Genomic DNA, 19,868 nt, shown 5'->3' with positions numbered 1-19,868 from the left:
TATACTATAATATTATAAAAAAATAATTATTTTTTATAAATTTTCAACAAATATATTGATAAAGAGATTTTAAATAAAGAAGATATAAAATTATACTCTACTTTAAGTATCTATCTAGAAAAGGAGTGATTTTGGATTTAGCAAACATAAGAGGAAAATATACTACAAAAGATTTTGATATAAAAGATTTGGACAAAAGCCCTTTTAAACAGTTTGAAACTTGGTTTAATGATGCTATAAATGAAAATCTTTTAGAACCAAATGCTTTTTCATTAGCAACCGTTGGATATGATATGTTACCTAGTTGCAGAACTGTTTTATTAAAATATTTTGACAATGAAGGTTTTGTCTTTTTTACAAACTATGAGAGTAAAAAAGCAAAACAAATAGAAGAAAATCCAAAAGCTGCTGCTCTTTTTACTTGGTTGGCATTAGAAAGACAGATAAAAATAGAGGCAAGAATTGAAAAAATATCAAAAGCAGAGTCATTAAAATATTTTCTAAGCCGTCCAAAGGGGAGTCAACTTGGAGCTTGGGTTTCAAGACAGAGTGAAACTATTAGTTCAAGAGCTTTATTGGAACAAAAATTTGATGAAATGAAAAGAAAATTTTTAAATAAAGAGATACCATTTCCATCTTTTTGGGGTGGATATATTTTAAAACCTATAAAAATTGAGTTTTGGCAAGGTGGAGAAGATAGACTTCATGATAGATTTTTATATGAATTAGAAGAGGATAATTCATGGAGTATTAAAAGATTAGCTCCATAATTTATATATAAGGAATTTTAGTGACACCACAAAAAAAAGCAACAATAATATCATCAAGTGTTGCAGCAATACTAACTTTAATAAAGCTTGTTTTAGGAGTTTTAAGCGGTTCTGTAGCTGTTTTAGCATCTGCTATTGATTCAATCTTAGATATGTTTGTATCAATCTTTAACTACTTTGCAATTTTAAATTCAGAAAAACCAGCTGATAAAAATTTCAACTATGGTAGAGGTAAAATTGAGGCTCTAGCACTTGTAATAGAAGGGACAATTATTACTATTTCCGGTCTTTTTTTACTATATCAAGCTATAAAAAAAGCTATTTTAAATGAAACTTCACAATATTTAGATATATCAATTTATGTAATGATAGTCTCTTTGATTATTACAATTATTTTAGTTTTATATCTAAATTATGTTGCAAAAAAAACAAACTCTATGGTTATAAAAGCTGATGCTCTACACTATAAAACTGATGTTTTAAGTAATATAGCTGTTTTGGTATCTTTAGTTTTAGTTCAATTTACAAATATTGAAATATTTGATGTGATTATAGGAGTTTGTATCGCCTTTTACATAATCTATTGTTCTTTTGAATTAATAAAAAAAGGTATTTTAGTTCTACTTGATGCATCTTTAGATAGTAATTTAGTGTTAAAAATTGAGGATATTATAAAAAATAGTGATAGAGTAAATGCTTATCATCTTTTAAAAACTAGAGAGGTGTCAAATCAGACTTTTGTAGAGGTTCATCTAGTTTTTGATTGTCTAATTACTCTCATGGAAGCACATAAAATCTCTGATAAAATAGAAAGAGAGATAAAAGTACTTGATAAAGATAGAGATTGGATTATTAACATTCATATGGACCCTTACGACGATTTTTTAATAAATGACTGCAAAATTTAGATTATAAAATAAAAAATATTGCAATTTGACATATTTTTACTATCTTTTAATTTTTTTTAGTAAAATTTAAAAAATTAAAGGATAGATATGTTTTTAGGAAAATGTCCAAATTGTAACTCAAAAGTTATAGCTATAAATAAAAAAGAGAAAAAAGATGATGTAGTTTTATACACTTGTGAAAGTTCTATTTATTCCAAACAAGGTATTCAAAATAGTAGCTTTATTCAATCTTATAAATATTGTAATTTCAAGATTTTCTCAAATGTTATTTTAAAAACAACACAAAAAGATGGATTAAATTATCATGATATTAGTACTATAGAAAATAGTACTATTGCAATTAATTTATACTCAAAAAAGATAAAAGGTGAAGATCTTAACTATGTATTTTTAGATAGAGATTATGGTGTCTCTATATTGTGGGATGAGTAAATTTAGAAAAATTCTATTGTATTTTTTCCCTGTTTTTTTGCACTATACATAGCTGTATCTGCTTGTTTTATAATATCTTGAACGCTAACACTTGAATCATGAAATAGTGTTATTCCAATACTAGGAGTTGAGACATTTTTGTAACCTTGAAGATGTGTTATACTGTTTAAAGCATCTTTTATTTTTTCTGCTAAAAAATTAATATTTCTTCTTGCGTCATCACTATTATTCCCCAAATTATCAAGCAACACTATAAATTCATCTCCACCAATTCTTGAAACTGTATCTTCCTCTCTTACACACTCTTTTAGTTTTTTTGCAACTGTGATTAAAAGAACATCTCCAATATCATGTCCCAAAGTATCGTTTACCTCTTTAAAATTATCCAAGTCTATAAATATTAAACCACCAAAAATATTATGCCTTACTGTTTTTGTAATTGCTCTTTCTATTCTATCTGTTAAAAGAAGCCTATTTGGAAGTCCTGTTAAGTTGTCATGTGTTGCTTGATACTCCAAAATCTTCTCTTTATCTTTTTGCTCACTAATATCCATATATTGAGCCAAATAGTTAGTAATATTGTCATTTTCATCTCTAATAACAGATATTGTTGCTCTTAAAGCTATAATAGTACCATCTGCTTTTCTATTATATAAATCACCAGTCCAAGCACCATTTATCTTTAAATCACTCCATAATCTATCTACTAAAGCCTTATCTTGATGAGCTGTTTTAAATATTCGTGGATTTTCTCCTAGCAACTCATCTTTTGAATAAGTCATAATTTTACAAAAGGCTTGATTTACTTTGATTATCATGTTTTTATCATTAGTAATTAACATAGGAGCTGATGTATCAAAGGCATAAGATGATAGTTTTAGCTCACTATCTTGCTTCATTCTTCTCTCTTCATAATCAATTTTTTCTAAACAATTTGTAATATCAAGAACTAATTTATCAAAAAGTATCTCAGCTTCACTATCAAAAAAATTTAATTCATTTGAGTATAAAATTAATACTGCAACAACTTTATTAAATTTTTTTATTGGAAAAGTTGCCATTGAATTTATATTAAACTCAGAGGCTCTTGAGTAAAAAACTGAAACATTTTTCTCTTTAAAATCATTTATTATAACATTTGACTCTCTTTTTATTGTTTTTGAAATCATATTTTCTTGAGAAAAGTCACTAAATTTATTTACATGATTTACAACAATATTTTTATATACCCCATCCTTTGCAACAATTGTTCTATTTTCAAAATCATATATAAAACTAAAACTAAGATTTTTTCCATCACTTAAAAGATCACTAATATCCAGATACAAATCATCTTTTTTAAATGTTTTTGCTAAAAATTTATTTGCTTGATTTAGTAACTCATATATGTTTTTATGTTTTTGTATCTTTAAAAAAGAGTTCTGTTCTTCAGAAATTATTTTTTTTAAAATAAAGAAAAGAGGAAGTAAAGTAAAAATACAGAAGAAAAAGAAAAGATAGCTCAAGTTTTTATCAAAGTTTACTTTATCCTCTAGCTCTTTTAACTCTTTTGTTAAAGAGTAGAGTGTGAAATTAAAACTATTTAATAGTTTTTCAACACTATTGTTTCCAACAACTATATCTTCAAGTTTCAAAAGTTCTTGTTGGAAATTTATTGTGTTAGTATTAAATTTTAATAAAAAAAGAGGTTCTATAATATCTTTGATAAGCTCATTATAGTGCTTTTTTATACTATTTTCATCTAACTCATCTTTTAATATTTTTTGTCTAAATTCATCTAAACTTGTAAAAGATATTTTTAAATTTGTTAATTGCTCTTTCCAGTTATCTTTCCATGGTAAATTATCTATTAATTTATTTATCTTTTCTATCTTTTGAGTTGTGCTACTTTGTTGTTCCAATAAAGAATCTAATTTTTGAGGATCTTTAAAAAAATTAAGTGATAAAATCTTCTCTTTTTCTAAAGATGAGATAATATTTTGACTCTCTTTTAAGTACTCAACTTTAAGCTCATTTTTTTTAAAATCGTTTAAAAGCTCTGTTTTATCCAAGACAGTAATAGAGCTAAAATATAAAATTCCTAAAACAGGAAGAGTAAATATAAAAACTATCTTTGAAAATAAACTATTTTTAAACACTAAATTCTCCCTTTTAAATAAATTATATTTTTAGATAATATCATATTTTTTTATTATTTTTCATAAACTCTATAGAATTTACCTTTTATTTTTGTATTTCGTAACTTTTCTAAAACAAACTGCAATTTTTCCTTTTTTACTGCTACAAAAGAGCAAAAATCAAAGAGATCAATTTTTCCAATATCATCTTTATCTAAACCAATTCCAGCAGTTAAGCTACCTAAAATATCACCTTTTCTAAGCTTTTGTTTTTTACCGCCATTTATAAAAATTGACCTAAATATAGAGTCTATTTCAAAACTACTATCAAAAATTATCTCTTGTTCATCTTCAAATAAAATTTCAGGAAAATGCTCTTTTATCTCTAAAGCACTTTTGAACTCATTTGGTAGAACAAAAGTAGTAGCAACTCCACCTTTTCCAGCTCGGGCTGTTCTTCCAATACGGTGAGTATGTATTTTATAGTTTAAAGCTAAATCATAGTTGATTACTAAATCAATATCATTTATATCAATCCCTCTACTTGCAACATCACTTGCTATTAAAACAGGGTAGCTTTTATTTGAAAAAATTGTAAGAGTTTCATCTCTTTGTTTTTGGTCTAAATCACTATGTAATGTAACTGTATCAATATCTCTTTCAAAAAGTGTATCAGCTAACTCTTCACATGTTATTTTTTGATTACAAAAAATTATTGTGCTACTTGCTTGATATTTTTTTATCAATTTTTCTATTAAATCATCTTTTAAATCTCTAGAAGAGACTTCATAAAAAACCTGCTTTATACTACTTTTTTCAACATCTTCTATCTCAATTGTTATAGGATTGTTTAAAAACTCTAGTGCTAAATTTTTAATCTCATTTGAAAATGTTGCTGAGAAAAGAAGAGTTTGTCTTTGCTTTGGCAAAAGAGAACATATTTTTGAGATATCATCAAAAAACCCCATATCTAGCATTTTATCTGCTTCATCTAAAACAAAACTATTTATATTTTCTAGTTTTAAATTACCTTCATTTATATGCTTTAAAACTCTTCCAGCTGTTCCTACAACAATATGAGCCTCATGTTCTAGTGAAACAACTTGTGGTCTATATGGAACTCCTCCACAAAGTGTTAATACTTTTATATTTGGGGTTGTTCTTAGTATTTCTCTTATAGCTATTGCTATTTGAGTTGCTAACTCTCTTGTTGGAGCTAAAATTAGTGACTGAACTCTATATTTATTCTTATTTAAGCTATTTATAACTGGTAAACAAAAGGCCAATGTTTTTCCACTTCCTGTTTGAGCTCTTGCTAATAAATCCCTTTTTTCTAGACTATATTTTAAACTACTTTCTTGAATGGGAGTTAATGTTTTGTATCCTAAACCATCAAGATTTTCTACTAAATTCTCATCTAAATTTAAATCTCTAAATATCATTTTTTCTACTTCTTCTCTTTTTTGGTCTAAAACTAATAATTAAAATAGTTAATACAACAACAACTGTAACAAGCCCTATATATTTAAAGTTATCTGCATACTCAAGTAAAAATGACCCAGCAATATAACTTCCATATCCTATGATAGAAGCCCATAAAATAGATGCTATTGAGTTTATAACTGTAAATTTAAAAGAGTTGTAATCTGATAATCCCATAACAAGAGGAACTAAAGTTTTAACTCCATAGATATATTTTTGAATAATTATTACAAAAGAGCCATATTTTCTAAATAAAACTTGAACTAAAGCAACTTTTCTCTTATGATTATTCATTATATTTTGAGCATAATTTTTATTGTTTTTTGCCATAAAAAATAAAAATTGACTTCCAACAATATTTGCAACAGCTGCAACAATAATTGTAATAAAGATATTTAAATCGCCAGAAGAAGAGAAAGCACTAGCAATAACAAGAGCTAAAAATCCACCACCAAAAGAGTATAAAAAAAGAGCTATATAACCCCAATCTTGAATAAATTGTTCCATGTTTTTCCTATATTTTTATAAAGTTATTATTTTATCTAAATCTTGTTTGATTATAGATATTATCAAAATTTAATCTAAACTTAATATAATTTTAAAATTTTTGATCTGTTTAAATAAGAATCATTAAAAAAGGAAATTTATGAAAAAAACGATTTTATTATCATCTATACTTTGTTCAACTATTTTTGCTTTTGATTTAAAAAATATTGCGAATGAAGTTGCAAAAAACATTCCTGCAAATGTACAAAATCAGCAGCAAACTAAATCAAGTTTAGACAATAATACAATTTCTAGTGGACTAAAAGAGGCTTTAAAAAGTGGTGTAAACTTTGCTACGACACAACTTGGGAAAAAAGATGGATATTTAAATAGTAGTGTAAAAATCCCTCTCCCTGATAATTTGGCACGTGCGGAAACTATTATAAGAAAAGCTGGTGGAGATAAAATGGCTGATGATTTAATTAAATCTATGAACAATGCAGCTTCACAAGCAGCTCCAAAAACTGCTGATATTTTTATGAATGCTATTTCTAAAATGAGTATAAGTGATGCACAAAATATTTTAAATGGTGGAGATAGCGCTGCTACAGAGTATTTCAAAAAAAACACAACAAACTCTCTTAAAGAGCTTATTAAACCAATTATTCAAACTAGTATGAAAGATAATAGTGTGGCACAATATTATGATGGTGTAAATAGCCTATATGAGAGTGCAACAAAAGGTTTAACAAACAATAGTATGGTGTCAGGTTTAGCAAAAAATCTAGGAGTAGATACAAATAATTCTAATAAAACTTTAGATGATTTTGTAACACAAAAGGCTATTGATGGGCTTTTCTCAATGATAGCAGAAAAAGAAGCTGGTATTAGAGAAAATCCTATTGAACAGACTAGCTCTATTTTAAAACAAGTTTTTGGAAAATAGTTTTTAAATCCAAAGAGAGAACTCTTTGGATTTTATTATATAGCTTTTGAAGTTATTTTTGTAAGTCTTTGAGTAAATGCAACTCTATCACTTATCTCATCTCCATCACTAATTTTTGCAAGATCTAGTAAAACCCATGAAATATCTTCTATTAGTTCTTCATCTTTTGTAAGATTTAGTTTTTGTACTATCTCATGGTTTGGATTAATCTCTAAAATTGGCTTAACTTCTGGAACATCTTGTCCCATTTGTCTAAACATATGAGCCATAGCAGCCATCTGTGCATCTTGGCTATCTTTTGTGATACAAGAAGCAAAGCTATCAAGTCTATTTGTAAGTTTTACCTCTTTTACTTCATTTTGTAATTTCTCTTTAATTTTTACCAATAAATCTTGATATTTTTCATCTTGTTCTTTTTTCTCCTCTTCATTTATCTCAACTTTTGGAGCTTCACTAGTTGTTATATCTTTAAATTCCCACTCTTTAAATGCTCCAATAGCAGGAGTTATAATCTCATCTATCTCTTTATCATCAAGAATTAAAACCTCAATATTATTCTTTTTATAACTTTCAAGAAGTGGAGAGTTTCTTAATACTTTCTCATTCTCTCCAATAATATAATAGATAGCTTTTTGCTCTGAAGAAGCTCTATTTTTATAATCTTCTAATGAAGTCATTTTTACTTCATCATTTGTAGATTTATATCTTAAAAGCTCCAATATAGACTCTTTATTTGTGTAATCTTGATAAACACCCTCTTTTAAAGCTCTTATATATTGAGATATAAATTTCTCATATTTCTCTTCATCTTTGCTTAGTTTTTTTATCTCACTTAAGATTTTTTTCACACTACTTTGTTTGATATTTGCTAAAATTCTATTCTCTTGTAAAATCTCTCGGCTAACATTTAGTGGTAAATCTTCACTATCAATAATTCCTCTTACAAATCTTAAATAAGTTGGAAGTAACTCTTTATCATCATCTGTTATAAATACTCTTTTTACATATAGCTTAATTCCACTTTGATAATCTGCTCTATACATATCAAAAGGTGCATTTTGTGGAATATAAAATAGTGTTGTATATTCATTTACACCTTCTGTTTTTGTGTGAATTGTAAGCATTGGGTCATTTGAATCTTGAGAAATTGTTTTATAAAAGTTATTATAATCTTCATCTTTTAGTTTTGATTTACTTTGAGTCCAAAGTGCAGTTGCTGCATTTATTTGCTCATGTCTTTTTTCTACTGTTTTAGTTGCTTCTTTTCCAGCTTTTTTATCCTCTTCACTAAGTTCAAGAGTAACTTCTTCTTCATAGTTTAAGAAAATTGGATAAGCAATATGGTTTGAATATTTTTCAACTATAGATTTAATTCTATATTTAATTGCAAACTCTGATACCTCTTCATCTTTTAGTTTGATATAAATTACTGTTCCTGCACTCTCTTTTGTACAAGGAGCTAAATCAAACTCTCCTGATCCATCAGAACTCCATTTATAAGCCTTTTCCTCTCCAGCTTTTTTTGAAATTACATCTACTTTAGAAGCAACCATAAATACAGAGTAAAAACCAACTCCAAATTGTCCTATAAGATTTGAATCTTTTTTTGCATCACCTGTAAGTGCTTCAACAAATGATTTAGTTCCACTTTTTGCAATAGTTCCAATAGAGTTTATCATATCCTCTTCATTCATTCCTATACCATTATCCATAATAGTAAGTGATTTATCTTTTTCATCAAAAGAGATATTAATTTCTCCTTTCCAAGAAGCAAAATTATCCTTTAATTTTTCATCTGTAAGTCTTAAATAGTTTAATTTATCGATTGCATCACTTCCATTTGATACAAGTTCTCTTATAAATATCTCTTTATTTGAGTATAAAGAGTGTGTCATTAAATGAAGAAGTTGCCCTACTTCTGTTTGAAATTGATGTTTTGCCATTTTATTATCCTTTTATTTTTAATTATTTTATAGATTTTTTTAATTTCAAAAAAGAATTTTATCAAACCTTTATTAAACTTGGCTAAAGTTTTTATATTTTTTAGCAGTTAATGGTATTGAGTGCTAAAAATAACTCTATTTTACTCTTTTTGTATATCTAAATAAATTTTGATTGATAAAATTATCCTAAATAATCTTTATGATAAAATAGTATTTGTAAAACTAAAGGATAATAAAATGAACAAACAACAATTTTTAAATGATTTACAAAAAATTTATAACTATTTAGATAATCAAAAAGCAAATACAAATGAGTTAATAAAATATTTAGAAAAAGGTGAATTTGAAAAATTATCAATAATAGATGATTTTGCACAAATACTTGGCTTAAATATTTCAAGTGATTTAAGATTTGCTCTTGTAACAAGAGTTGTAAACCTAAGAGATGATAGTTTAGTACAAGTTCTAAAAAAGCTTGGAAAAAGTGAAGAGGAGATTATAGAGCTTCAAGAAAGAGCGTTTTTATTTGTAAAAGATTTTTGGCACAAAAAACATAAAGAGCTTATCGATTTTATTTCTCAAAATAATCTTTTAACACCTTTTTACAAAGAGGTTTTTAGAGGAGTTTATAATGTAGGTCTTGCTATGTCTTCTTGGCAAAGCTCTTGGACAAAACATATTATAAATGGAGTAAATAAAGAGCTGATTTCTAAGTTTGATGGAAATGAAGAGAAAATTATGAAATATCTTGAAGATGAAAAGCTTTTAGATTTAGGACATGGTGGAATAACTGCTGATAGAGTTTATTCAGCCTTAGTAAAAACTGAAAATGGCTATCAATCAGAAGCTTATATTAAGGCCTTTAAAAAAGAGTGTACCGCGGTAATTGATGCTTTAGAGAGTTTCAATGACAATTTAATAGAACTTGAAGATGATATTTATAATCAAAAGTGGGAGCATATAGAGTATATTCAAGCACTAATTGTAGCATTTAGTGAAGATAAGCCTAATAGTCTAGTAGAAAAATGGGCAAATGTTGATAGAGCTTGGATGAAGATAAAAACTCCAATACAAATTGGTCATCCTTTGGAATATTACGAAGATCACTTTAGAAAAGCAGTTGCTTTAGAGTGGGATATAAGAGTTACAAATCCAAAATTTGCACAAAATGACCATAGAGTAAATAAGATAAAAAAAGCTTTTACAAAGATTTTTAATAGTTTTATTGAAGATAAAAGCTATAAAAAAATATTTGATTTCTCTTTTTCATCACTTGATAAAGTGCAACTTTATGTAGGACGACCTGCACTATTTTTTGGAGCTGAGTTAAATGGACTTTTTTCAGCTCAAGTTGTACCAAATGATGAAGTTGTTTCAAAAGAATTAGGTAAAAAAATCTTTGCATTTAGTGATGAGATTTTACAAAGTAGTCGTGCAAAACCATTTTTGAAATTAAGCCAAGAGATTCTTGGACAAGAGTTTTTAACAAAAGATAGAAACTTCCTATTTAATGAAACTTCTTCTTGGCATAGTGTTTATGATATTAGCACTATTGGTCATGAGTATGGACATATTTTATGGTGCGATGAAGAGAGTGAAAGCATTATGAATAAAAGTGGGAACTATAAAAATATTGAAGAGTTCAAAGCTACAACAGGTGGTCTAATTTCATATTTATTAGATGATGAAAAAGATGAAACTCATCTTCAAGAACAAGTTTTAATAGACCTTGTAAAAAGAAGTGTAGGGTTAATATCTTGGATGGAGGTTGGAGAAGTCGAACCATATTATTGTGAAGGTTTAATTCATCTTAGTGGGCTTTTTGAAAGTAAAGTTTTAGTTTGGAAAAATGATACAGAAGAGTTAAAAATAGATTTAAGTGATGAAAAATTTGAGAGTTTAAAAGCTTGGTATATTAAAACTTATACTACTTTAGCAAAACACTATTTAGAAAAAAAAGATGCTACACAATTTTTAAATATTTATGCTACAAAAAAAGATAGTAAATATTTTATGCCAAATGATGAGAATATCAACTCTTTTGTAAAGTACTATTTTAAAAAATATCAAGAGATTGGTCAAGAGTTAGATATACTTGATAAAAAAGAGAACTATATAAAATAGGAAAATACTTTCCTATTTTTTCCTAAAAATCCCAATAAACTTTGAAAAGATAAGATATAAAGATGATTTAAAGCTTTTACTCTTATCTTGTTGATTTAAATATTTTACAATATCACTATTTCCAAACATACTAGCAAACATAAGAGGAGTTGTACCTAAACCATTGTTTTCATGGATATTTGCACCATTTTCTACCAAAACCTTTGCAATCTCTAAATAACCTTTAAAACAAACACCAGCTAGTGGTGTTTGTCCTTTATCATTTTTTCTATCTACCTCAGCCTTAAAATCTATAAGCATTTTGGTAGTTTCTAAATTTCCATTATAAGAAGCTAACATTAAAAGAGTATTCCCTTTATGATCAGTCAAATTTGTACTCATTCCAGCTTCAATCATAAGTTTTAAATCTTCTGTTTTACCTTGTCTTGCAAACTCTAAAGCAATAATTTGTAACTCTTCATACCGTTTTTGCTCTTTTGCTGAAACTTCCATATTTACTCATTTATTCCTAAAGCTTTTCTAACACCACTTGCATAATCAGGATGAACTTTTTCAAATAGCGCTATTTGTCTATCAACAATATCTCTTGGAACACCAGCCATTGCATCTTTAATATTATTAAATAGTTGCTCTTTTTGATTTTCACTCATAAGTAAAAATAGAGCTCTAGGTTGTGAGAAATCATCATTTACATCTCTATGATTATATCTTTTAGCTATATCTCCAACTTCTAAATCAGGCTCTAAGAAGTTACTATCTTCAACTGCTCCATCAAAACTATTTGGCTCATAAAATGCCTTTGTTGGCTCTTTTATTTGGAAATTCATACTTCCATCAAGATTATATGTATTTACTTCAACTATTGGTCTATTTACTGGTAACATCTCATAGTGTGTTCCAACTCTATATCGTTGAGCATCTGGATAAGAGAAAATTCTTGCTTGTAGCATTTTATCAGGTGAAAAACTAATACCTGGAACAATATTTGATGGGCTAAATGAAGCTTGTTCTACCTGTTGGAAGTAGTTTTGTGGGTTTTCATTTAAAGTCATAGTTCCAACTTTTATCATAGGATAATCACCATGTGGCCAAACTTTTGTTAAATCAAATGGGTTAAAACTACATTTTTTTGCCTCTTCATCTGTCATTATTTGAATCTCAAAACTCCATTTTGGGAAGTTCTTTTTCTCTATATTTTCAAACAAATCTCTTTGGTTTGACTCTCTATCTTTTCCTACAAGAGCTTCAGCTTCTTTATTTGTGATAGTCTCTATTCCTTGAAGAGTTTTAAAGTGGAATTTAACCCAAAATCTTTCATTTTTAGAGTTTATTAAACTATATGTATGAGAACCATATCCATTCACATTTCTATATGATTTTGGTAATCCTCTATCTGACATCAAAATAGTAACTTGATGTAAACTCTCTGGACTTAAACTCCAAAAATCCCACATTGCTGTATTGCTTCTCATATTCGTTTGAGGGTCTCTTTTTTGAGTATGGATAAAATCAGGGAATTTATAAGCATCTCTTACAAAAAATACTGGTGTATTATTCCCTACTAAATCCCAGTTACCCTCTTTAGTATAAAATTTAAGAGCAAATCCTCTTACATCTCTTTCAGCATCAGCAGCTCCTTTTTCTCCAGCAACTGTTGAAAATCTTAAAAGAAGTTTTGTTTTTTCACCTTTTTGTAAAACTTTTGCTTTTGTATATTTTGAAATATCATTTTCAATCTCTAAAACACCAAATGCACCACTTCCTTTTGCATGAACCACTCTTTCAGGAATTCTCTCTCTATTTTGATGTGCTAGTTTTTGAATAAGTTGATAATCTTGTAATAAAACAGGACCTCTCTCACCTGCAGTAATTGAGTTTTGATTGTCAGAAATTGGGTTTCCACCTGTTGTTGTCATTGTTTTCTTCATAATAGCTCCTACATTAAAATATAAAGGAAAAAAATTATCCTTTGATTAAGTATTCTATTTTCTTTTAACTTAAACAATCTTTAATTTTCTATTTTATACTAGGACTTATACTCTTCCAATCTTCTCTTAAAGTTTTATGCAATGTAAAAATATCATTTACTGTTGCAATTTCCTTATAATCATAAGGAGTAACTACAACCAATCCTCCTTTTATGATACTTGTAAAAGTATTTGACTCTATTTTTGAACCACTAAAGATAGAAAACTCCATCTCAAAACCACTAATATCATAAAATTCTGAGTTTTTTCGTACAAATTTTTTATACTTATCAAAAATTAGACAATCAACTACAACTCTTGAACCATCACTACTTAAATCAACCTTTAAAACTTTCCCTATTTGTACATTTTTATAATAAATAGGTGAATCAATATTTACACTTGAAGCTGTTTTATCTTCAACTTTTATAATAGTTCCAAAATGAGAATTTACAGCTGGTTCTTGTTCAAAACCATTAAAATAAGTCTGTACAAGCCCTTTCTCACTCTTAATAACTCCTATATTTACAGCCATTACTGTTGCTCCAGCATTTGCAACTTCTTGAAGTGAAATTCTAGGTTTTTTAAGATAAAAGATTGTTCCATCTTTTGCAAACTCTTTAAAACCATTTTCAATTATAGCTTTCACCTCTATTTTTTGATTCTTATTTATAGATATTTTTTTAACTTTTCCAATATTAGCTCCCTTATAAACTATCTTTGAAAAATCCTCTTGAAGACCTTCAACATCATCAAAAATAATTGTTACCATATTTGTAGCTAACTGCATATCATCAAAACTAGCATATAGTTCATGATTTCCCAAAGGAACTTTTGAGCTATTATCAAGCTCTATTGAACCTTCTAAAAAGCTTGTAAAATTATCTACTTCAAAGATTATTCCACTTAAACTAGCTTTTATATCTAGTTTTGGTTTTTTGTAAAATCTACTTGTATTTGTTATAAATTTTCTAAAATCTTCATAAACAAAAAGTTCAACTTTTGAAACCTTATCATCAAACTTTATATTTTTTATAAAACCTATCTCTTGATTTTTATAAACTATTGCCATATCCTCTTGTACCACAAAACTATTATCAAACTCTGTATATACAATAAATCCTCTGTTTTTATCTCTGTTTAATCTATTTATCTCTTTATAAGATGAGTACAATGTAAACTCTTTTTTATCAAGTTTTCCATCATTTTTATTTGAAACCAAACCAATTGCTCCATTAAAAATAGACTCTAATCCGCTATAATTTATATCTAAATTTAGATTTTTAAGCTCTATTAGCTTTGAACTCATATCATAAAATTTACTATTATTATTTATTAAATCATTATACTTCTCATCTATTAAAATTGCAATTTTTACACTTTTATAATCATCACTTAATTTATAGCTATCAACTCTACCTATCTCTATATTTTTATAATATATTTTTGTTCTTTCATTTATTGAGTTTAGACTAGTTGCTACTAAATCAATCTCTATAGTGTTTAAACTCTTTTTTAAATCTCTTTTAAAAACTCCTGAAAACTTATCACTAAACTCTCCCTCTTTATACTCTAAAGAGATAAAGTTACCTTTTAAAATATTTCCTAAATTTTTAATTCCACCAAATGAGATAGTTGGCTCTTCTACAAAAAATCTTGAATTTTTTGTAAGAAGATATTTATACTCCTCATAAACATAAGCTTTTGTATTTAAAATATCTCCATTTAATTTAATACTTTCAACTTTTCCTATTTCAATACCTTTAAATAAAATAGGAGTATTCTCTTCTATTTTTGCATCACTAAAATCTAATAAAAAACTTACCTTTCTCTTTAATTCATCTTTTGATGAATATAAGACCAAAATATCACTATTTTTTATCTTTTCATCATCTTTATTTGGAGTTATTACGGTAATTCCACCAATAATAGCTGAATACAAAGAACCTAATTCAATATTTAAACCACTAGCACCATAGCTTACTTTTAAAGCTTCATTCATAACAAAGTTTGAACTTTTATTTACTAAATAGTTATATTTATCATAGATATAAATAGTTGCATAAACCTCTTCATTATTGAACTCTTTTGAAACAACTTCACCTATTTGATACTTTTTATAAAAAACTGGTGTTCCTATATCTATATTATCTTTATCATTTGTAAGTAAAGTAATATAATAACCTTTTTCATCAAATTCCACACTAGGGCTTGAGTCAAGTCCATCAAAATACCATTTTGGTTTTAGGTTTTCTAACTCATCTAAATTTTTGAAAGTTGGAGCTAGTTCTATTTTATATCCACTAATAAGTGTTCCTAGCCCTGAAATTTTTGTTAAAGAGATTGTTGGTTTTTGTATCCAAAAATTAGAGTTTTCACTTGCTACATAAGAAGCAACATCACTATTTACTAAAATATTTACAGCAACACTTTTTAAGTCTTCATGTATAGATATTTTGGTTACTTTTCCTAAAGTTAAACCTTTATACTCCAAAGTTGTAACATTCTCTTTTAGTCCTTCTGCACTTTTGAAATATACAACAATATTTGTTCCTTTTTTTGAGTAGCTATCATAAGCAATCCAGCCTAAAATTCCAAGAATTATCAATGGAAGAAACCAAACAAATGAGATTTTTCTTTTACTCTCTTTTTTTGCCTCATAGACTACTGTCTCATTTATATTTTTAATCTCTGTTTTCATCCCAAATTATCCTTGTATCAAATCTATTTGCTGCGAAAATTGTTATTATTACCATCAAAGCAAAAGATGTAGCAGCTATTCCACCTTTTATATTAAATATCTCATCTAGTTGGACTATTGAAGCCATCAAAGCAACAACATAAATATCAATCATAGACCACTTACCAATAGCTTCAATATATTTATATAATAAAACTTTTGTTTTATTTTCCATTTTTATATTTATTTTCAAAGAGATAAATATAAAAAATAGAGCAAAAAGCTTAACTATAGGAATAGCAACACTAGCAATAAAAATAATAAAGGCAACAAAATAACTCTTATACTCCAAAAAGCTAATAATACCTTCAATAATAGTACTCTCTTGATTTACTCCAAATTGAGTAACTATCATCATAGGATAAAGCATGGCTGGAATATATAAAAGCATTGCACAAACTACCAAAGCTAGTGATATTTGCAAAGAGTTTTCAACTCTTCTTTTTACAGTATGATTACACCTTTCACATTTAAAAGGAGTATAACTCTCTTTTTCATATACTTTTTTGCAATTTTTACAAGATATTAAAATCATTTAATCATCCAAAATAGCACTTGCTTCAAACTTTATATTTGACATAATAAAGCAAAAAAGATATGCCAAAAGAACAAAAAATCCTATATCAAACTTTGTAGCACTAACCATTCCAACTAATTTTATATAACAAACTATTAAACTAATTATAAAAACCTCTATAAAACCCCACTCTTTAAAAAAATAATAGGAGTCATATAAAAATGATTTTTTGAAAATCTCTTTTTTAAAGTTTATTTGAAAATAGACCAAAATTATCACAATAGAGTTTAAAACTGGTGCTAAAATAATTGTAAAAAGAACCAAAAAGGATACTATTAAAAAATCTTGTTCAAAAAGAATATATACTGTTTTTAAAATATTTGCATTTAACTCTTGACCATTTAAATACAAGCTAATAAGTGGATATAAAGATAGTATAAAAAAAAGCATCAAACTAGATATTGCAAACACCAAACTCTCTATTTTAAACTCTTTTCTTATCTCTAGTTTACTATTACATCTAGGGCATAACTCTTTTGCTATATCACTACTTTTTTCTACAAAAAGTCCACAACTATAGCACTCTACAATCTTAGTTAAGTCTCTCATTTTCTGCCTAAATTAAAAATAGTCGTTATTTTATCATATCTTAAGTAAAGCTATTGAAATATTTTTTATTGTAGAATGCTTAATTATTAGAAAAAATTTATAAAGGTTTAAAATGCAATTTAATATTTCACATGCACAATTTGGAACAAGACCACCTGTTAAGACTCCTGATAAAAGATTTTTAGAAGTTGTAGGTGAAGCTGGTATTAGAAAACTAATCTCTGATCACTATGATTTAATCAAAAAAAGCTCTATTTATGAGATTTTCCCACAAGATGATAAAGAGTTTGAACAAGCAAAAATAAATTCAAGCGATTTTTTTATACAAATTTGTGGAGGAAAAAAATATTTTAACGAAAATCGTGGAGCTCCTATGATGTTTGTAAGACATCAACCATTTAAAATCACTCCTAAAGCTAGAGTTGTTTGGCTTGAATGCTATATTGAAGTTCTAAAAAATCTTGATATTGAAGAGGATTTAATTAAGTCTTTTTGGGACTATTTAGATATTTTCTCTATATGGATGATAAATACAAATGAAGAGTAAAAATTTAAGAAAATGATTTTTCATTTTCTTAAATAATTAAAAGCCTACTTTAAAGGCCAAATTTGCACTATCATAATCATAACTGTGGTTAGATTTTCTCATATTCATAGTCTTATATGTACCTTCAACTGCAAATTTTGGAGTTATTCTATACTCTAAAGAAGCTCCATATCCAAGCCCTGTATATGTACTATTATCATAATATTGAACTGCACCACTTCCAATAGCATAAGCTCTTAAATCTTGAATAATCTCATATCCAACTTTTAAATCCATATCAACCGTTGTAGCACTTTTATTACTTTTTACTTCTCCATAATAGATACTATTTCCAAAACCCATTAATATATTATTATCAAACCTTTTATTCGCAGTGTAACCTATTCCAAATTGAGAATAATTATGTTTATCTATTTTTCCAGCAGTAGCACCAACATAAACATTTGTATTAAAAGAGTTTGCAAAACTTAAAACTCCTAAACAACAACTAAAAAAGCATACTTTTTTCATAAAAGCTCCTACTATAATTTTAAATATTCTATAAGAATATATCTTAAAAGCCAAAATAAGGCTCTTTAAAGTACAATTTCTAAAAAATTTAAAAGGCTATTTTTGACAATACAATCAAAAGGAATTTTTCTTGCAATAATATCTGCAATTTGCTATGGAATGAACCCTTTAGGGGCTTTAATGCTTTATAGTGAAGGCTTAAATGTAAACTCAGTTATTTTTTATAGATTTATATTTGCTGTTTTCTTTTTATCTATATTTATGATTTTTCGAAAATTATCATTTAAAATATCTATTAAAGAGCTAAAAATTTTAGCATTCTTAGGGTTTTTATTTGGAGTTTCAGCACTTGCACTTTTTAGCTCATTTTTATATATGGATGCTGGACTTGCCTCTACTATTTTATTTGTTTATCCAATCTTTGTAGCAATTATTATGGCACTATTATTTAATGAAAAAGGTTCAATAATCACAACTCTTTCAGTATCTTTTGCCTTTTTAGGTGTTATTTTACTATTTAAAACAGATGGTGGGAATATTAGCTTCTTTGGAGTTTTTTTAGTATTTCTCTCATCTTTATGTTATGCAATTTATATTGTAATAATAAATCAATATTTAAAAATGGAAGCTTTAAAAGTTACATTTTACTCAATGCTTTTTTGTACCATTACAATATTTATTCACTCATTATTTGAAGATAGTTCAAATATTATGCCTTTAATAAATTTTAATATGTGGTTTTATACTCTATTTTTGGCAATTGTTCCTACAATAATCTCTTTGCTTTTTCTAGTAAAAGCAATCCAAATAATTGGCTCAACAAGTGCATCAATTTTAGGTGCTTTAGAGCCATTAACTGCTGTTTTAATTGGTGTTTTTATATTTAATGAAAAAATTACATTTATATTAATAATTGGAATATTTTTAATTCTTTTTGGTGTCTCTTTAATAGTATTAAAAGAGTATTTAGAAAAAATATTTAAAATAAGAGACTAAATAGCCTCTTATTTTGCAGGAATTTGAGTCTTCTCCTCTACCCCTTTAATCTCATCATTATATGGTTGTTTTAAATATGCAAAAATTGCACCAATAACTAAAAGTATTAGAACTATAAGTCTTACAGTATTTCTTTTTTGTTTTGATTCATTTCCATTATAATCATCAATTTTCTCTAAACTTGGTTCACCTTTATTTTTTGCCATTTTTGCTCCTTTTAGAATTTTATAGAGTTACTTTAGCTACTTTTGCCTTTAATATAGTTTCTAAATCTTTTACTTTTACTTCAATATCTAATCCTCTTTTGCCACCACTTATAAAGATTCTCTCAAATTTTCTTACACTTTCATCTAAAATAGTTCTTAAAAGTTTTTTTTGTCCCAAAGGAGATATCCCTCCAAGCAAATATCCAGTCACTTTTTGTGCTTCATCTTTTTGTGCCATTTGTGCTTTTTTTACATCAAAATGTATGGCAACATCTTTTAAGCTAAGAGTATTTGAAACTGGAAGTACACAAACAACCAACTCTTTTGGACTTAATTCTACAAGCAAAGTTTTATAAACTTGATTTGCATCTAAAGCTAACTTTTCAACTGCTTCATCTCCAAAGTTTGTACAAGCTGGGTCATGTTCATATTTGTGAATTTTAAAATCACATTTATACTTTTTTAATAAATTAATAGCTGGTGTCATCTTTTAAAATAGAACTCCTTTTAGCTTTTTACTCCATAAAATATTATACAAAGTTTGCTTTAATACTATTTTTCAGATAGA

19 protein-coding genes are annotated in these 19,868 nt (G+C 26.9%); 7 read left to right on the top strand and 12 right to left on the bottom strand.

Annotated elements, in window-relative coordinates:
* Positions 1–125 precede the first annotated feature (125 nt).
* The 3 genes from pdxH (at position 126) to ATR_RS02220 (ending at position 2,110) form a co-directional block, all read left to right on the top strand.
* A complete protein-coding gene (pdxH, locus tag ATR_RS02230) occupies positions 126–770 on the top strand; it encodes a pyridoxamine 5'-phosphate oxidase (RefSeq protein WP_228254243.1) in 645 nt (214 codons plus the stop codon).
* A gap of 20 nt (positions 771–790) precedes the next feature.
* Complete coding sequence (locus ATR_RS02225) at positions 791–1,678, top strand: cation diffusion facilitator family transporter (protein ID WP_115427873.1); 888 nt, start codon at positions 791–793, stop codon at positions 1,676–1,678.
* Between the two features lie 87 nt (positions 1,679–1,765).
* Positions 1,766–2,110, top strand: a complete 345-nt coding sequence (locus ATR_RS02220; protein WP_115427872.1) for a hypothetical protein — start codon at positions 1,766–1,768, stop codon at positions 2,108–2,110.
* A gap of 2 nt (positions 2,111–2,112) precedes the next feature.
* On the opposite strand, the gene ATR_RS02215 is transcribed toward ATR_RS02220, so the two are convergent.
* The 3 genes from ATR_RS02215 to ATR_RS02205 are packed head-to-tail and all read right to left on the bottom strand — an operon-like array spanning position 2,113 to position 6,216.
* Positions 2,113–4,248, bottom strand: a complete 2,136-nt coding sequence (locus tag ATR_RS02215; RefSeq protein WP_115427871.1) for a diguanylate cyclase domain-containing protein — start codon at positions 4,246–4,248, stop codon at positions 2,113–2,115.
* 53 nt (positions 4,249–4,301) lie between these two features.
* Entirely contained in the window at positions 4,302–5,669 is a 1,368-nt protein-coding gene (dbpA, locus tag ATR_RS02210; protein ID WP_115427870.1) for an ATP-dependent RNA helicase DbpA, read from the bottom strand.
* Positions 5,659–6,216, bottom strand: coding sequence for a DedA family protein (locus ATR_RS02205; protein WP_115427869.1), 558 nt, complete (start codon positions 6,214–6,216; stop codon positions 5,659–5,661). Before ATR_RS02205 ends, dbpA begins: the two co-directional genes overlap by 11 nt.
* A gap of 139 nt (positions 6,217–6,355) precedes the next feature.
* Between ATR_RS02205 and ATR_RS02200 the strand changes: the two genes are divergently transcribed.
* A complete protein-coding gene (locus ATR_RS02200; protein ID WP_115427868.1) occupies positions 6,356–7,141 on the top strand; it encodes a DUF4197 domain-containing protein in 786 nt (261 codons plus the stop codon).
* A 35-nt stretch (positions 7,142–7,176) separates the two neighbouring features.
* Here the strand turns inward: ATR_RS02200 and htpG are convergent, their stop codons facing one another.
* Positions 7,177–9,084, bottom strand: coding sequence for a molecular chaperone HtpG (htpG, locus tag ATR_RS02195; protein ID WP_115427867.1), 1,908 nt, complete (start codon positions 9,082–9,084; stop codon positions 7,177–7,179).
* 237 nt (positions 9,085–9,321) lie between these two features.
* Here htpG and ciaB point away from each other — a divergent pair, with 237 nt between their 5' ends.
* Complete coding sequence (ciaB, locus tag ATR_RS02190; RefSeq protein WP_115427866.1) at positions 9,322–11,208, top strand: invasion protein CiaB; 1,887 nt, start codon at positions 9,322–9,324, stop codon at positions 11,206–11,208.
* A 12-nt stretch (positions 11,209–11,220) separates the two neighbouring features.
* Here ciaB and ATR_RS02185 read toward each other — a convergent pair whose 3' ends face one another.
* From ATR_RS02185 to ATR_RS02165, 5 genes are all read right to left on the bottom strand, one after another.
* The gene (locus ATR_RS02185) at positions 11,221–11,700 is read right to left on the bottom strand and encodes an ankyrin repeat domain-containing protein (protein WP_115427865.1); all 480 of its coding nucleotides are present in this window, start codon (positions 11,698–11,700) and stop codon (positions 11,221–11,223) included.
* A 2-nt stretch (positions 11,701–11,702) separates the two neighbouring features.
* Positions 11,703–13,136, bottom strand: a complete 1,434-nt coding sequence (locus ATR_RS02180; protein ID WP_115427864.1) for a catalase — start codon at positions 13,134–13,136, stop codon at positions 11,703–11,705.
* A gap of 88 nt (positions 13,137–13,224) precedes the next feature.
* Complete coding sequence (locus ATR_RS02175; protein ID WP_115427863.1) at positions 13,225–15,876, bottom strand: PqiB family protein; 2,652 nt, start codon at positions 15,874–15,876, stop codon at positions 13,225–13,227.
* Positions 15,860–16,450 carry a paraquat-inducible protein A gene (locus tag ATR_RS02170; RefSeq protein WP_115427862.1) on the bottom strand — a complete coding sequence of 197 codons (591 nt, stop codon included), beginning with the start codon at positions 16,448–16,450 and terminating at the stop codon, positions 15,860–15,862. The genes ATR_RS02175 and ATR_RS02170 overlap by 17 nt, the downstream gene beginning before the upstream one ends.
* The gene (locus ATR_RS02165; protein ID WP_115427861.1) at positions 16,451–17,041 is read right to left on the bottom strand and encodes a paraquat-inducible protein A; all 591 of its coding nucleotides are present in this window, start codon (positions 17,039–17,041) and stop codon (positions 16,451–16,453) included.
* Positions 17,042–17,153: 112 nt separating this feature from the next.
* On the opposite strand from ATR_RS02165, the gene ATR_RS02160 reads away from it, so the two are divergent.
* Positions 17,154–17,588, top strand: a complete 435-nt coding sequence (locus ATR_RS02160; RefSeq protein ID WP_115427860.1) for a globin domain-containing protein — start codon at positions 17,154–17,156, stop codon at positions 17,586–17,588.
* A gap of 36 nt (positions 17,589–17,624) precedes the next feature.
* On the opposite strand, the gene ATR_RS02155 is transcribed toward ATR_RS02160, so the two are convergent.
* Positions 17,625–18,098, bottom strand: a complete 474-nt coding sequence (locus tag ATR_RS02155) for an outer membrane beta-barrel protein (protein WP_115427859.1) — start codon at positions 18,096–18,098, stop codon at positions 17,625–17,627.
* A gap of 102 nt (positions 18,099–18,200) precedes the next feature.
* Here ATR_RS02155 and ATR_RS02150 point away from each other — a divergent pair, with 102 nt between their 5' ends.
* Positions 18,201–19,094 (top strand): DMT family transporter, encoded by an 894-nt coding sequence (locus ATR_RS02150; protein WP_115427858.1) that lies wholly within the window; start codon positions 18,201–18,203, stop codon positions 19,092–19,094.
* A gap of 8 nt (positions 19,095–19,102) precedes the next feature.
* Here the strand turns inward: ATR_RS02150 and ATR_RS02145 are convergent, their stop codons facing one another.
* Both ATR_RS02145 and ybaK read right to left on the bottom strand, forming a co-directional pair.
* A complete protein-coding gene (locus tag ATR_RS02145; protein ID WP_115427857.1) occupies positions 19,103–19,300 on the bottom strand; it encodes a hypothetical protein in 198 nt (65 codons plus the stop codon).
* Positions 19,301–19,319: 19 nt separating this feature from the next.
* Positions 19,320–19,787, bottom strand: a complete 468-nt coding sequence (gene ybaK / locus ATR_RS02140; RefSeq protein ID WP_115427856.1) for a Cys-tRNA(Pro) deacylase — start codon at positions 19,785–19,787, stop codon at positions 19,320–19,322.
* Positions 19,788–19,868 lie beyond the last annotated feature (81 nt).

It is taken from the genome of Aliarcobacter trophiarum LMG 25534 (assembly GCF_003355515.1).
Lineage (GTDB): Bacteria > Campylobacterota > Campylobacteria > Campylobacterales > Arcobacteraceae > Aliarcobacter > Aliarcobacter trophiarum.
This window is presented reverse-complemented; position numbering and strand designations above follow the sequence as displayed.

Coding starts and splice junctions, on each gene's coding strand:
- dbpA (WP_115427870.1), bottom strand. CDS start 5,669: ATGATATTTAGAGATTTAAATTTAGATGAGAATTTAGTAGAAAATCTT.
- ATR_RS02160 (WP_115427860.1), top strand. CDS start 17,154: ATGCAATTTAATATTTCACATGCACAATTTGGAACAAGACCACCTGTT.
- ATR_RS02175 (WP_115427863.1), bottom strand. CDS start 15,876: ATGAAAACAGAGATTAAAAATATAAATGAGACAGTAGTCTATGAGGCA.
- ATR_RS02185 (WP_115427865.1), bottom strand. CDS start 11,700: ATGGAAGTTTCAGCAAAAGAGCAAAAACGGTATGAAGAGTTACAAATT.
- ATR_RS02180 (WP_115427864.1), bottom strand. CDS start 13,136: ATGAAGAAAACAATGACAACAACAGGTGGAAACCCAATTTCTGACAAT.
- ATR_RS02170 (WP_115427862.1), bottom strand. CDS start 16,450: ATGATTTTAATATCTTGTAAAAATTGCAAAAAAGTATATGAAAAAGAG.
- ATR_RS02155 (WP_115427859.1), bottom strand. CDS start 18,098: ATGAAAAAAGTATGCTTTTTTAGTTGTTGTTTAGGAGTTTTAAGTTTT.
- ybaK (WP_115427856.1), bottom strand. CDS start 19,787: ATGACACCAGCTATTAATTTATTAAAAAAGTATAAATGTGATTTTAAA.
- ciaB (WP_115427866.1), top strand. CDS start 9,322: ATGAACAAACAACAATTTTTAAATGATTTACAAAAAATTTATAACTAT.
- ATR_RS02165 (WP_115427861.1), bottom strand. CDS start 17,041: ATGAGAGACTTAACTAAGATTGTAGAGTGCTATAGTTGTGGACTTTTT.
- ATR_RS02145 (WP_115427857.1), bottom strand. CDS start 19,300: ATGGCAAAAAATAAAGGTGAACCAAGTTTAGAGAAAATTGATGATTAT.
- ATR_RS02200 (WP_115427868.1), top strand. CDS start 6,356: ATGAAAAAAACGATTTTATTATCATCTATACTTTGTTCAACTATTTTT.
- ATR_RS02220 (WP_115427872.1), top strand. CDS start 1,766: ATGTTTTTAGGAAAATGTCCAAATTGTAACTCAAAAGTTATAGCTATA.
- htpG (WP_115427867.1), bottom strand. CDS start 9,084: ATGGCAAAACATCAATTTCAAACAGAAGTAGGGCAACTTCTTCATTTA.
- ATR_RS02205 (WP_115427869.1), bottom strand. CDS start 6,216: ATGGAACAATTTATTCAAGATTGGGGTTATATAGCTCTTTTTTTATAC.